This window comes from Microbacterium foliorum (assembly GCF_003367705.1).
GTDB lineage: Bacteria > Actinomycetota > Actinomycetes > Actinomycetales > Microbacteriaceae > Microbacterium > Microbacterium foliorum.
On record NZ_CP031425.1, the window covers coordinates 2848000 to 2860305 of the forward strand.

Sequence of the window (12306 nt, forward strand, 5' to 3'; positions counted from 1 at the left end):
CCGGTCGTCGAGATGCCGTCCTCCCTGAGTACGCTCCGGGGGTGAACGCCGCACGACCACGCGGTTACCGGCACGGGTCAGCCCGGCAACACCCGTTCGATCAGCTCGCGGACGGCGCCGTGTCCTCCACGTCGACGGAGGACGACGCGGGCAGCCTCGAGCACCAGCGGATGCGCATTCGCCACGGCGATCGGCCACCCCACGATGCGCAGCGCCGGAAGATCGTTCACGTCGTTGCCGAGGTAGGCGATCTCTGCGAGAGGGATGCCGGCGTCCGCCGCCCAGCCGCGCAGCGCCGACTCCTTGTCGTCGATCCCGTGCAGCACCGGAACGCGCAGCTTGTCGGCGCGCGCCCGCACCACCGGATTCACCTCCGTCGACAGGATGAGCATCGGGATCCCGGCCCGCCGCAGCAGCGAGACCCCCATGCCGTCCTCGCGACTCACCCGCACCCGCTCGACACCATCGGCGTCGACGCTCGCGGTGTCATCGGTGTGCACGCCGTCGAAATCGGTGACGACGGCCCTGACCGGTATCCGCTCCGGCGTCTCGTGCAGCGCGGCGAGCGCGCGCGCGATCCGCAGCTGCTGCTCGTCGTCGATCTCGATCGCCGTCCACTCCGGCACCTCGGCGATGCGGATGCGGCCGAAGAAGCGGTGCCCGGCCGTGCGGAAGCCCTCGGCGCGGAACACGTAGAACGCGCCCGTCTCGAGGTAGTGCGGCTCGCGGTCCTGACGACGCGGTCGATGCGCGGCGTCGTGGTTGAGGGCGACCGCCGCATCGGCATCGACCGCCGCATCGGCATCGATCTCGCCTCCGCGCCCCCAGAGGAATCCGTACGTCTCGTGCGCGGCGAGCATGCTGTCGGCCCGCCCCTCGCCGACCTCGCGGACGGCTGCGGCGAGCGCGTCGGTCGGGATGAACGGCGATGTGGCCTGCAGGAAGGCCACGACGCCGATGCGCTCACCGGCGGACTCGAGCTGCTCGAGGGCGTGCAGGATCGCGCTCTCCGACGAGGCGGTGTCGCCGGAGAGCGCGGCCGGGCGACGCACGACGCGCGCGCCGGCGGCACGGCTGACCGCGGCGATCTCGTCGTCGTCGGTCGAGACCACGACGAGATCGATGTCCTCGACCGCGAGGGCGCTGCGCACGGCGCGTTCGACCAACGGCATGCCGCCGACCCTCCTGAGGTTCTTGCGCGGAACCCCCTTCGACCCGCCCCGCGCCGGGATGATCGCGACGACCTTTCCCCGATCATCGGCATCCGCCGCCGCAGTCGTCGCATCCGCCGCCGCTTCGGTCGTATCCGTCATCGCGGTCCTCACCCTCTTCGCACTCATCGCGGTCCTCGCACTCCTCGTGGTCATTCCGGTCACCGTCCCCTGAGCACGCGCCAGGCCCGCCCGACGCGTCGGCCGGCACCCCGCACGGTGAGTCTGACCTGTTCGGCGCGCCCCACGCCTCCCCCTGGCCGCAGCATCCGCCGCAGCACCGTCTCGGACGGGGCCCCGGGAAGACGCAGCTCCGCCAGCCGGTCCGCTGCGAAGTACCGCTCGCGATCCGCGGGGCGCATGCTCGTCAGCAGCGCCTCGGCACGGCCACGCAGATGAGCGGCGACCACGGGCTGCATGGCATAGCCGACCGCGTCGACCAGCAGCTGCATCCGCTCGGGGTCGCGATAGGGCGAGTCCGTGCGCGTGAGCGCGTCGACGATCGTCGCGGGAATGCGATTGCTGTTCTCGTACGGGGTCAGCCGGGCGAGTACCTCGGCGGTGCCCACCGCGTCGATCTCCCGGCCGAACACGGTGCGCACGGTCGGCAGCGCGGTCGAGAACCCGGCGACGACGACGTCGGCGTCGATGCGCTCGGCCAGTGTCTCCGCGGCGAGCGCACCACGGTACTCGCGCAAGTGGATGCCGTGGGCTCGCGCCCGATCGCGCAGCGCATCGTTGCGGCGAGGCGGAGCTGCGGGGTGCGGTTTGAACACGATGTGGCGAGGGCTGTCCCGTGCCGCGCGGTCGATCATCAGGCGCTGCGCGGCGACCTCCTCGCGCTCGCTCAGCAGCCCCAGCGCCGAGAGGTACTGTCCGAGCACGAGCGCGGTCGATTCCCCGCCGAGGGCATCGACCAGCTCCGCCGTGTCGTCGACGGCCTCGGCCGTCTCCGCGAGAACCGCGTGCAGCAGTTCGGGGGCGACGGGCACGGCCGCGGCCGAGGTGCCCCCGACGAGCGGCGTCACCCCGGGCACGACATCGGCGTACACGACGGCGCCGATGCGGGTGGTCACTGTGTGCGCGAGGCGGATGCGCATCGGCGAATACGTCATCAGCCCGTCGCCGACGATCGTCAGCCGGGCGTGCGGAAACAGCAGCATGAGGGTGAGCGCCGGCGCGACCTGCGGGCTCTGCACGAACACTTCGAGGTCATCCTCGTCGAGTCGCCACGCCCGCGTCAGCAGGCGGCGCAGCAGCGGCAGGTCGGCCGCATCAGGCTGCCATGCGCTCGGGTGCAGAGGGCCGAGCAGCGCGTCGAGATCCTCGACCCGATCGAAGCGGTCCCGCAGGGTGGCGAGGGCCGGGTCGGCGAGTATCCCCACCGACGTCTCCGGCACGCGCGACGAGACGAAGGGCACGAGGATGCGCTCGCCGTGCGCGCCGAGCAGTCCGCCGTCGAGCGCCGCCGCCACCGTGGCGAGGCCGTACGCGCTGTGCAGGGCGAAGAGCTGCGTCATGCCGCCCTCCCGACTGCCCGCAGGTGGGGTGCGAGCACCCGCCGTCGCGGTCCGTCGAGGCGTGAGAGCACGGCCGCGGCCTCGGTGTCCGGCAGCTTCGCGAGCAGCCCCCTGACCGCGGTGCGCATCTCGGCACGCAGCCCCGGCGTCATCCGGCGGGATCGCACGAGGTGTCGCGAACTCAGCGCCAGCACACTCCACACGGCCTTGGGCAGGAAGCGCTCGGCCTCGCGGTCGGCGGTCACGATCTCGATCACCTCCGCCATCGCTCGCACGAAGTCGAGCTGGCGACGATCGCGCACCTGGGTGAGCGAGGTCGACACCCCGCGGCGGTAGAGCAGGGCGGGGGCGTCGACCACGGCGAACGAGCGGGCCTGCAGGTGCAGGCGCCAGATCCACGGGCGGTCCTCGGCGGTGAAGAGTCCGGGGGTGAACCCGGCGAGACCGTCGTCGAGCACGCGCCGGTGCAGGATGCCCGCCCACGCGAACGGATAGTCCACCATGGTCGGCTGGTCATCGGGCAGGATCGCGTCCCGCGGTGAGACCACCCTCTCCCGCCACGGGTAGGGCGCCGTCGCCAGCGTGCGCACGCCGTCCCTGACGGTGACGTGATCGGTGCGCAGGACGTCGCAGTCCAGTTCGTGCAGACGGCGGGTCAGCACCGACAGTCGCTGCGGCTGCATCCAGTCGTCCCCGTCGAGGAAGCAGAAGGCGTCGCCCTCGACGTGCTCGAGTCCCTGATTGCGAGCGCTCGCGAGACCCCGGGGTCGCGCGTTCACGAGCACCGTCGCGTGCGGGAACCGTTCCGCATAGTGCCGCATCAGGATGCCGGTGTCGTCGCGAGAGCCGTCGTCGATGGCGACGAGCTTGAGCGCCCCCGGGTCGTCGAACTGACGGGTCAGGGTCTCGAGAGTCGTGCCGATGAAGGCGCCGGCATCTTTGGCGGGCAGGATGACGGTGACGAGCGGTGTGCGCACGGGACTCCCGGGTCGGCGATCCCGGCATGATCTCAGGCGTTCGTTGCCGGTCGGGGACGCGGGGGTGAACGCGCGGTGACGTCAGAGGCCGTCAGGTGCGTCGGGTGTCGGATTCGCCCCCTCGCCCGGCGATGCACGACGATGGGATCATGCTCTGGCCCTTCGGAACGACGTGGCGTCCGGTGCGGCAGAAGCGCCGCGGCGCGGTCGAGCTGCGCTGGTTAAGTGCCCGGTCGTGGACCCGCCGCTGGTATCCGCAGGGCATCGACCTCGGCGTCTGGCACGGCCGACGCACGCTCGCGGTGAGCTGGTTCCGCCAGCAGCTCGACGGCCATCACCTCGCCTCCCGGGTCGCGTTCATCGACCTCGACCGCTCCCGACACCTCGACGTGCTGCTCGCCGTCGAGGAGGACGGCGTGCTGCAGCCCGCGGCCATCCACGCCGGGGGGCTCGCCTGGTTCGACGACCGTCTGTTCGTCGCCGCCACGGGCAGAGGGATCTGGGAGTTCGATCTGGCGCGCATCCGCCGGGTGCGCGGTGCGGATGCACGGCGCCTCGCGGGCGCGTCCCGTCACGGGCTCCGCGGTACGGCGCTCGTCGCCGTGCGCACCCGGGTGCATCCGATCGAGCTGCGCTGCTCGTACCTCGGGCGGGTGTTCGACGACGACGGCACGCCGCTGCGCCGGGTGCTGATCGGCGAATACAGCAGGGACGACACCGGCAGGATCGCGGAGTTCACGGTGCCGGCGACCGACGAGGACTCGTTCCACGAGCAGGCGCGGTTCTCGCCCGGCATCCGCCACATGCAGGGCGCGGTGCGCTGGGGCGACCGGCATCTCGTCTCGCAGTCCGACCTGATGCACCCCGGCACGCTGTGGTCCGGACCCCGCGAGGGGCTGGTGCGCGATCCGACGCCGCTCCCCGTCGGATGCGAGGATCTCGCCCTCGATGTCGACGCGGCGCTGCTGTGGTCGCTCGGCGAGCACCCGTGGAGGCGCGTGATCCGCGGCATCCCGCTGCGTGACCTGGGGATCGGGAGCTGACAGGAGACGCCTCAGATCGCGAACGTAGACTGGGCGGGTGAAGAACCGCGCACCCTTCCTGATCTACACCGTGCTCCGACTGCTGGCATTCCTCGTGCCGCTCGCGATCATGTGGTTCTTCTTCCCGATCTTCCGCGAGTACTGGTGGCTCGCCGCGATCTTCGCCGCCCTGATCGGGGTGAGCATCTCGATGCTCTTCCTGCGGGCGCCTCTCACCGACGCATCGGCGCGCATCGTGGCGCGACGCGACAGCCGTGGCTCCGCCGAACAGGCCGATGCGGATGCCGAGGACGCCGCGATCGACGGCGGCATCACCCGCCGCGAGGACTGACCCGCAGGTCCCCCACCGCGCTCACGTCCGCCACCGTGCACACTCCCCCGCTGTGGGGTTCGGGCGAGTCAGCCGGCGAGCGCCCAGAACAGGGCGCCGGCGTAGAGCAGCGCGGTCAGCGACGTCAGGGCGAGGGCGATGACCAGTTCCTTCGGCTGACGGTACGTCCAGATGATCAGGATCGCCGGCAGTCCCGCGAGCAGGGCGAGCAGTCCGATCCACGCGATCGGGTACAGCAGCGCGATGACGACGAGGATGCCGAACGGCACCAGTACGAACAGCGTGAACAGCACCCGGGTGGCCCGGGCGCCGATCAGCACGGTGAGGGTTCTCTTGCCGACCAGCCGGTCCTGCTCGATGTCGCGCAGGTTGTTGGCGAGCAGCACGGCGCAGGCGAACAGACCGGCGGCGACGGCTCCCAGCCAGGCCTGCTGCGGCAGCTGGAACACCTGCACCCAGGTGGTGCCGAGGGTCGCGACGAGCCCGAAGAAGATGAAGACGAAGACCTCGCCGAGAGCGTTGTACCCGTAGGGGCGCTTGCCTCCCGTGTAGAACCAGGCGGCGATGATGCAGGCCGCGCCGATCGCCAGCATCCACCACTGCTCGGTGCGCACGACGATCGCGATGCCCACGGCGGCGGCGAGCGCGAAGAAGACGAGCGCGATCACGAGCACGGTGCGCGGCGTCACCCGGCCCGATGCGGTGAGACGCGCGGGACCCACACGCACGGCGTCGGTGCCGCGGATGCCGTCGCTGTAGTCGTTCGCGAAGTTCACGCCGATCTGCAGCAGCACGGCGACAGCCAGGCACGCCAGCGCGATCACCCAGTGGAACTCCGGCCCTGTGGAGCGCGCCGCGCCGGTGCCGATCACGACGGGGGCCACGGCCAGCGGAAGGGTGCGCAGACGCGCGGCGCCGATCCAATCGCCGATCGTGACCGGGCCCGCCTCGATGACGGGTCGCTGTGCCGGGTTGCCGCTCGCCCGCTTCGCGGGATTGCCGCTCACGCGGGCGGGGGTGTTCTTGCGCTTCGAGGATGCTGCCACGCTCGGAATCCTACTGGGGGCGGCGATGGGTCGGGCGGCGGTGTGCGCCGGTGCGCCCGCCCCTCAGTCGCGGCCGAAGGTGAGGTGAGCGACACCGCTCTCGGCCGGTGGTCGTCGCGAACCCGTCGAGAGAGACGTTGAGGTCGACGCGTACTGCCATGGTGCTGCTCGCTTTCTCTGACGATTCGGCGGACGGGGGTCAGGCGTTCGGGTTGCTGTCCTTGCCGTCGAGCCAGAGCGTGTCGGAGGCGTCGCCGTGCGCCCCGCCCTTGCCGACATGCTTGTCACTGATCTTCGGACCCTTGAGGATCACGTGCACCATCGCCTGCGCATGGCCGTGCCCGAGGCCGTACTCCTCTTTGAGCCAGGTGAGGACGACCGTCGACTTCGTCGTGGCGTCGAAACCCTGCTCCTCGGCGAGCCGGATGAACTGCCGAGGAGTGAGACCGGTCTGCGCCTCGACCTTGTCGAGGTAGGCCTGGAAGGACATGGATGCTCCCGGATGTCGGTGCGGCGGAGATGTCGGTGCGGCGGAGATGTCGCACGATCATGATGCCGCAGGCATCCGACATCGCGCACCCCCTGCACTCCGCTGCGCGGAGACGACAGGGCGACTGCGCAGAGACGTCCGGGGCGACTACCCGGAGATGTCAGGGGCGACGGCGATGATCGGCCGGTGCTCGTAGTACGTCTGCAGCACGACCGTGGTGCGGGTGCTGACGTTCGCTGCGAGCCGGATGTCACGCACCAGCTCTTCCAGCGCGCGCGGCGAGGCGACCCGAACGAACAGCATGTAGCTCGCGTCACCCGCGATGGAATGGCAGGCCTCGATCGCGACGAGGTGCTCGAGCAGCTCGGGGGCGTTGTCGGGCTGCGCCGGGTCGAGCGGAGTGATCTCGATGAAGGCCGACAGCGGGGTCCCGACCAGCTCGGGATCGAGGATGGCGCGATATCCGCTGATCACACCGCGGGTCTCCAGTCGCCGCAGTCGTGACTGCACGGCGGAGACCGAGAGTCCGACGGCATCCGAGAGGTGGGCGAGCGTCGCCCGGCCGTCACGGGAGATCTCGGCGAGGATCGCGCGGTCGACAGAATCATCCATGTATGTAAGATTATCGTCAGGATTCCGTAATCACCGGAATCTTTCCGTCAAACTCTCCGATCGGAGGTCCCGATGTCCATCATTTCCGCCAACAGCTCCGCTGCACAGGCCATCGTCGGCGAACCCGAGGTCGTCGAAGACGCTCGGGTCGCCGAGCAGAGCGCCGCCTGGGCCCAGCTCAAGGACGCGGCCATCGCCCTCCGTGAGATGCAGATCAAGGACGGCTCGATCCCGGATGCCGCGCACCACGCCGCAGCCCGAGACCTGGTCGGCGCGATCACCGCGGGCATCCGCGCTCTCGCCCCCGCCTTCCCGCACGACGCCGAGTACCTCGCCGCCTCCGTGGCCGACTTCGAGCGCTGGGTGGCGACGGACTTCGCCACGCCGGACTTCCTCGACTCGCTGATGGCGTTCCAGCCGCAGCAGCACCGTGTCGATGGCATCCGGCACCTCGTGGTCTTCCCGATGTACACGCAGAACGGATCGAGCGATCGCCTCGTCGAGGCGCTCATCGTCGAGACGATCTGGCCCGAGTTCATCGCCGCCCTCGAAGCGGGCGACTACGGCAACAAGCTGTTCGTCTCGCTGCGCCTGGTCGACTTCACGCCCGGCTACGACACGAACTCGGCCGTGCTGTTCCCCGAGACCGTCGCGATGCGCGAGATCCCTTCGTTCACGTGGGGGGCGATCTTCCAGGATCGCGAGGCCGCACGCTACCGCCGCGTCACACGGGCCGCCGCGGAGATCACCAAGCTCGAGCTTCCCGAGCGTGCGGCGGCGATGCTCGACGACCAGGCGCTGACCGAGCGGGCGTTCGTGATGTGGGACATCATCCACGACCGCACGCACATGCGGGGCGACCTTCCGTTCGACCCGTTCATGATCAAGCAGCGCATGCCGTTCTTCCTCTACTCCCTGGAAGAGCTGCGCTGCGATCTGACCGCGTTCCGCGAATCCGTGCGGATCGAGCGCACGCTGGGCGCCCGCTCCGAGGCCGGCGAGGAGCTGACCGCGTCGGAGCAGGAGATGCTCGAGCACGCAGGACTCGTGCAGTACGCGGTGATCTTCGACCGGATCTTCCGCTTCGCCATCACCGGGTCGCGCGTGCGCAACTACGACGGCCTCGGCGGTCAGCTGCTGTTCGCCTGGCTGCACCAGCGCGGGGTTCTGCACTGGACCGACACCGCCCTCACGTTCGACTGGGCCGCTGTTCCCGACGCCGTGGTGGCGTTGGGCGATGCGATCGACGAGCTCTACTGGCGTTCGATCGACCGTCCCAAGACGTCGCACTGGCTCGCCGCGTACGACCTCGTTCGCGGGGTCCTCACCCCGCACCCCGCGTCGCGGTGGGCGCGCGGTCTGCCCGACGAGATCCTCGCGGGAGCCCCGAAGGGGTTCACCGACGCGGTCCTCGACGACGAGTTCCCCCTCTCCATGTTCTTCGAAGCCCTCGACAAGAAGATGAAGCCGGTCATCGAGTCGACCGTCGGCATCAGGGGCAGCGACGCCTGACTCGACAGCGCATTTCTGGGGTCCGATCGTGTGGTGCGACCGGACGCAGCGTCTGCGGCCATTCCTCCCGGAGGGTGGCCGCAGAACTGTTCCTGCGCGAGAATCCGTTCGTGCAGGACGATCCGCATCTGCCTGAGAATCCGTTCCTCCATGAGAATCCGTTCCTTCACGAGAATTGAGCACATGAGCGTCACCGACCGCACCATCGTCCTCGCCGGAGCGACCAGCGCCTCCGGACTCGCCCTCGCTCGCGCGCTCGTGGAGGCCGGGGCCCGAGTCGTCGCGACCGGGCGCTCCGCGGAGCGGCTCGCACCGCTGAGCGCTGTCGGCGCCGAGGTCGATACGGCGGACGCGACCTCCCTGGAATCGATGACCTCGCTGGCGACGCGTCTCGGCGCGGTCGACGCGGTGCTCCCCCTCGTGGGCGGCTGGCGCGGAGGAGGCGGTCTCGCCGGGCAGTCTGACGACGATCTCCAGGCTCTTCTTCCTGCTCTCGAGGCCGTGCGGGCCACCAGCCGGGCGTTCGACGCGGCGCTGCGGGCATCGGACGCCGGCCGCTTCGCGATCGTGTCGTCGACTGCGGTGGCGCGCCCCCTGGCGGGTGGTGCGAACTACGCCGCGGTGAAGGCCGCCAGCGAGGCCTGGGCCCGAGCGGTGGCGCAGGGCTTCGCCAAGGCGGCCCGCGATGCCGGAGAGCCGCTGCGCGCGGCATCGCTGGTGTTCCGCGCGAAGGCGCTGGATCCTGACGCGCTCGTCCCTCGGGTGCTGTCTCTGTGGGACGTCGATGCCCTCGAACTCAACGACCAGGTGCTCGCGCTCGACTGAACAGGTCTCGCCCCTGACTAGCGCCGGAATTCGGGCATGTCCGGCGGCGAACCCCGCACCGGGGCCGGGGCCTCGGGAAAGGCCTGCTCGCTCGCACCCTCGATGCTCGCGCCCTCCTCTCTCGCACCCTCGATGCTCGCGCCCTCCTCTCTCGCGCCCTCCTCTCTCGCGCCCTCCTCGCCGGCCGGGTGCTGCTCCGGCGCGTTCGCGTAGAGCTCTGTGAGCGTGCGATATGACTTCGTGAAGAACGCGAGTGCTCCTGCGATCACCATGACGACGCCCGCGAACAGGCCGATCAGGGCGATGCCCCGGGCTTCTCCCTCGCCGAGCAGCCACTCCCACTGTCGCTGACCGGCGTCGGTCCTCATGTACGGGATGATCAGGAACTCGGCGATCGGCGCGATCAGGAACGCCGTGATCGGTGCGGCGGCGGCCTCCATCGCGGCGGCCACTCCGAACACCCGGCCCTGCCGGTCGTAACGGACCACCTTCTGGATGATCGTCTGCTCGGCCGCCTCGGCAGGCGGCACGAGCGCCATGTAGATCCACATGCCGATCACGTACAGCGGCCACCACTCGCGCAGCATGAACACCGAGCCGAGCAGTCCCATCGCGATCACGACGAGCAGAAGCGTGCACATGGGCCTCACGCCGAGGCCGAACTTCGCCACCAGGCCCCCGCCGATCAGGAATCCCGTCGAGGAGAACGCGAGCGCGAACCCCCACATCTGGGCATCGAACAGGGTCAGGCCGTACGGATCCATCAACGCCATGTACACGCCGCCGATGAGGTTATTGAAGGTCGAGAAGATGATCAGCGCGAAGAGCCCCGGAGCGAGCCGGATGGCCTTCACGCTGCCGCGGAAGTCGAGCGCGCTCTTCGCCTCGGGGTCAGGCGTCGGTGCACTCTCGGGAATGCGGATGAAGAGCAGGTGCACGAACGTGACCACCATGGCGCCGATGGCGATCGCGAGCGTCCACCCCATGCCCAGGAACCCGATGGACAGACCCGAGAAGACGCTCGTGACGAGGAAGGCGAGGCCCTGCACCGTGCCGACGAGCCCGTTCGCGTTGGCGCGCCGCTCTTCGGGCACCAGCAGCGTCACCGTGGTCGAGAGCGCGATGTTGCGCAGCTGCTCGATGACGCCGCCGAAGAGGATGATCACGGAGAAGATCCAGAACCACGGGCCGCCGAGATCGAGCAGCACCGCCTCGGTCTGCCAGACGTACAGCAGTCCGGCGATCAGGAAGGCGAGAGCGGAGACCACGCTCGAGAGCAGCATCACCGTGTGCTTGCGGTTGCGGTCGACGATCGTGCCGAAGATCATCGCGAAGAAGGCGATGAACAGCATGTACGCGCCGCCGATGACACCGGTGGCCAGCACGGACTGCGTCTCGATGTAGACCCAGAACGTCAGGGCGAACCACAGGAAGCTCGTCGTCACGTTGGCGACCAGCGTGTTGACGAGGACGTTCGCGAAGGCGGTCTTCGCTGCGGTGCGCTCCATGACTCAGAGGGTAGGCGCGGCCTCGGACATCCGGTAGCCCCTGCGCGATCTGCGGACGCGGTCCCGAACTGCGGACGAATCCGGCGGAAGGAGCAGCGGATCGGGACGCGCTCCGCAGATCGGACCGGAATGCCCCCGTAGGCTTGGGTGGTGACTATTCAGCATGATCCCGCGGTCCGCGGCTTCGCCAGCGACAACTACTCCGGCGTCCACCCCGAAGTCCTCGCGGCCATCGCGGCGGCGAACGGCGGCCATCAGGTGGCGTACGGCGAGGATGCCTACACCGCGCGCCTGCAGGAGGTCTTCGAGACCCACTTCGGCGACGGCGTCCGAGCCTTCCCCGTGTTCAACGGCACGGGGGCGAACGTCACCGGACTGCAGTCGATGCTGCCGCGATGGGGCGCCGTGATCGCCGCATCCAGCGCGCACATCAACGTCGACGAGGGCGGAGCGCCGGAGAAGATCGGCGGGTTCAAGATCCTCGCGGTGCCCACCGACGACGGCAAGCTCACGCCCGAGATCGTCGACCGCGAGGCCTGGGGCTGGGGTGACGAGCACCGCGCGCAGCCGCTCGTCGTCTCGATCACGCAGTCGACCGAGCTCGGCACCGTCTACTCGGTCGACGAGATCCGCGCCCTCGCCGACCACGCGCACGAGCGCGGAATGCGGCTGCACCTCGACGGCGCCCGCATCTCCAACGCCGCGGCCGCCCTCGACCTGCCTCTGCGTGCGTTCACCCGAGACGCCGGCGTCGACGTGCTCAGCTTCGGAGGCACGAAGAACGGCGCGATGCTCGGCGAAGCCATCGTCGTGCTGAACCCGGAGGCATCGGACGGACTGCAGTACTCGCGCAAGTTCAACATGCAGCTGTCGTCGAAGATGCGCTTCGTCTCGGCCCAGCTCATCGCGCTTCTCGAGGGCGACCTGTGGCTGCGCAACGCCCGGCATGCGAACGCGATGGCGCAGCGACTGCGCGGCGCGATCGAGGCGGGCATCGCCGACGGCACGATCGACGGGGTCTCGTTCACCCAGCCGACCCACGCGAACGGCGTGTTCGCACAGCTCCCCGACGGCGTCGCCGATCTGCTGCGCGAGAAGTTCCGCTTCTACGACTGGGATGCCGCACGCAACGAGGTCCGCTGGATGTGCGGCTTCGACACCGAGGAGTCCGACGTCGACGAGTTCGTCGCCGAGCTCGCGCGCCTCACCGCCCGCTGAGCCTCGGCGCGGC

Annotated in this window: 12 protein-coding genes; 5 read left to right on the forward strand and 7 right to left on the reverse strand. The window is 69.8% G+C overall.

What is annotated here, in order from left to right; all coding sequences use genetic code 11:
* Positions 1-77: 77 nt before the first annotated feature.
* Genes DXT68_RS13550 through DXT68_RS13560 form a run of 3 tightly spaced genes read right to left on the reverse strand, consistent with a single transcriptional unit; the run spans position 78 to position 3708 of the window.
* Positions 78-1313, reverse strand: a complete 1236-nt coding sequence (locus tag DXT68_RS13550) for an acylneuraminate cytidylyltransferase (protein ID WP_208856515.1) — start codon at positions 1311-1313, stop codon at positions 78-80.
* 59 nt (positions 1314-1372) lie between these two features.
* Positions 1373-2731, reverse strand: coding sequence for a polysialyltransferase family glycosyltransferase (locus DXT68_RS13555; RefSeq protein WP_045253891.1), 1359 nt, complete (start codon positions 2729-2731; stop codon positions 1373-1375).
* The gene (locus DXT68_RS13560) at positions 2728-3708 is read right to left on the reverse strand and encodes a glycosyltransferase family 2 protein (RefSeq protein WP_045253892.1); all 981 of its coding nucleotides are present in this window, start codon (positions 3706-3708) and stop codon (positions 2728-2730) included. The genes DXT68_RS13555 and DXT68_RS13560 overlap by 4 nt, the downstream gene beginning before the upstream one ends.
* A 149-nt stretch (positions 3709-3857) precedes the next feature.
* On the opposite strand from DXT68_RS13560, the gene DXT68_RS13565 reads away from it, so the two are divergent.
* Both DXT68_RS13565 and DXT68_RS13570 read left to right on the forward strand, forming a co-directional pair.
* The gene (locus DXT68_RS13565; RefSeq protein WP_156149285.1) at positions 3858-4751 is read left to right on the forward strand and encodes a hypothetical protein; all 894 of its coding nucleotides are present in this window, start codon (positions 3858-3860) and stop codon (positions 4749-4751) included.
* Positions 4752-4788: 37 nt separating this feature from the next.
* A complete protein-coding gene (locus DXT68_RS13570) occupies positions 4789-5082 on the forward strand; it encodes a DUF4229 domain-containing protein (RefSeq protein WP_045253894.1) in 294 nt (97 codons plus the stop codon).
* Between the two features lie 68 nt (positions 5083-5150).
* Here the strand turns inward: DXT68_RS13570 and DXT68_RS13575 are convergent, their stop codons facing one another.
* From DXT68_RS13575 to DXT68_RS13585, 3 genes are all read right to left on the reverse strand, one after another.
* A complete protein-coding gene (locus DXT68_RS13575; protein ID WP_045253895.1) occupies positions 5151-6128 on the reverse strand; it encodes a 1,4-dihydroxy-2-naphthoate polyprenyltransferase in 978 nt (325 codons plus the stop codon).
* Between the two features lie 199 nt (positions 6129-6327).
* The gene (locus tag DXT68_RS13580; protein ID WP_045253896.1) at positions 6328-6618 is read right to left on the reverse strand and encodes a DUF4287 domain-containing protein; all 291 of its coding nucleotides are present in this window, start codon (positions 6616-6618) and stop codon (positions 6328-6330) included.
* Positions 6619-6765: 147 nt separating this feature from the next.
* Entirely contained in the window at positions 6766-7230 is a 465-nt protein-coding gene (locus DXT68_RS13585; protein WP_045253897.1) for an Lrp/AsnC family transcriptional regulator, read from the reverse strand.
* 72 nt (positions 7231-7302) lie between these two features.
* Here DXT68_RS13585 and DXT68_RS13590 point away from each other — a divergent pair, with 72 nt between their 5' ends.
* Together DXT68_RS13590 and DXT68_RS13595 are read left to right on the forward strand one after the other, a co-directional pair.
* Positions 7303-8742 (forward strand): DUF6421 family protein, encoded by a 1440-nt coding sequence (locus tag DXT68_RS13590; RefSeq protein ID WP_045253898.1) that lies wholly within the window; start codon positions 7303-7305, stop codon positions 8740-8742.
* A gap of 183 nt (positions 8743-8925) precedes the next feature.
* Positions 8926-9567: an SDR family NAD(P)-dependent oxidoreductase gene (locus DXT68_RS13595; RefSeq protein WP_045253899.1), complete on the forward strand. Its 642-nt coding sequence runs from the start codon at positions 8926-8928 to the stop codon at positions 9565-9567.
* Positions 9568-9584: 17 nt separating this feature from the next.
* Here the strand turns inward: DXT68_RS13595 and DXT68_RS13600 are convergent, their stop codons facing one another.
* Positions 9585-11075 (reverse strand): MFS transporter, encoded by a 1491-nt coding sequence (locus DXT68_RS13600; RefSeq protein ID WP_045253900.1) that lies wholly within the window; start codon positions 11073-11075, stop codon positions 9585-9587.
* A 150-nt stretch (positions 11076-11225) separates the two neighbouring features.
* Here DXT68_RS13600 and DXT68_RS13605 point away from each other — a divergent pair, with 150 nt between their 5' ends.
* Positions 11226-12293, forward strand: a complete 1068-nt coding sequence (locus DXT68_RS13605) for a threonine aldolase family protein (RefSeq protein ID WP_045253936.1) — start codon at positions 11226-11228, stop codon at positions 12291-12293.
* The last annotated feature ends 13 nt before the right edge of the window (positions 12294-12306 follow it).

Excerpts from the sequence above, each read along its gene's own strand:
- DXT68_RS13600 (WP_045253900.1), bottom strand. The coding sequence starts at position 11,075 with ATGGAGCGCACCGCAGCGAAGACCGCCTTCGCGAACGTCCTCGTCAAC.
- DXT68_RS13565 (WP_156149285.1), top strand. The coding sequence starts at position 3,858 with ATGCTCTGGCCCTTCGGAACGACGTGGCGTCCGGTGCGGCAGAAGCGC.
- DXT68_RS13550 (WP_208856515.1), bottom strand. The coding sequence starts at position 1,313 with ATGACGGATACGACCGAAGCGGCGGCGGATGCGACGACTGCGGCGGCG.
- DXT68_RS13580 (WP_045253896.1), bottom strand. The coding sequence starts at position 6,618 with ATGTCCTTCCAGGCCTACCTCGACAAGGTCGAGGCGCAGACCGGTCTC.
- DXT68_RS13555 (WP_045253891.1), bottom strand. The coding sequence starts at position 2,731 with ATGACGCAGCTCTTCGCCCTGCACAGCGCGTACGGCCTCGCCACGGTG.
- DXT68_RS13585 (WP_045253897.1), bottom strand. The coding sequence starts at position 7,230 with ATGGATGATTCTGTCGACCGCGCGATCCTCGCCGAGATCTCCCGTGAC.
- DXT68_RS13590 (WP_045253898.1), top strand. The coding sequence starts at position 7,303 with ATGTCCATCATTTCCGCCAACAGCTCCGCTGCACAGGCCATCGTCGGC.
- DXT68_RS13595 (WP_045253899.1), top strand. The coding sequence starts at position 8,926 with ATGAGCGTCACCGACCGCACCATCGTCCTCGCCGGAGCGACCAGCGCC.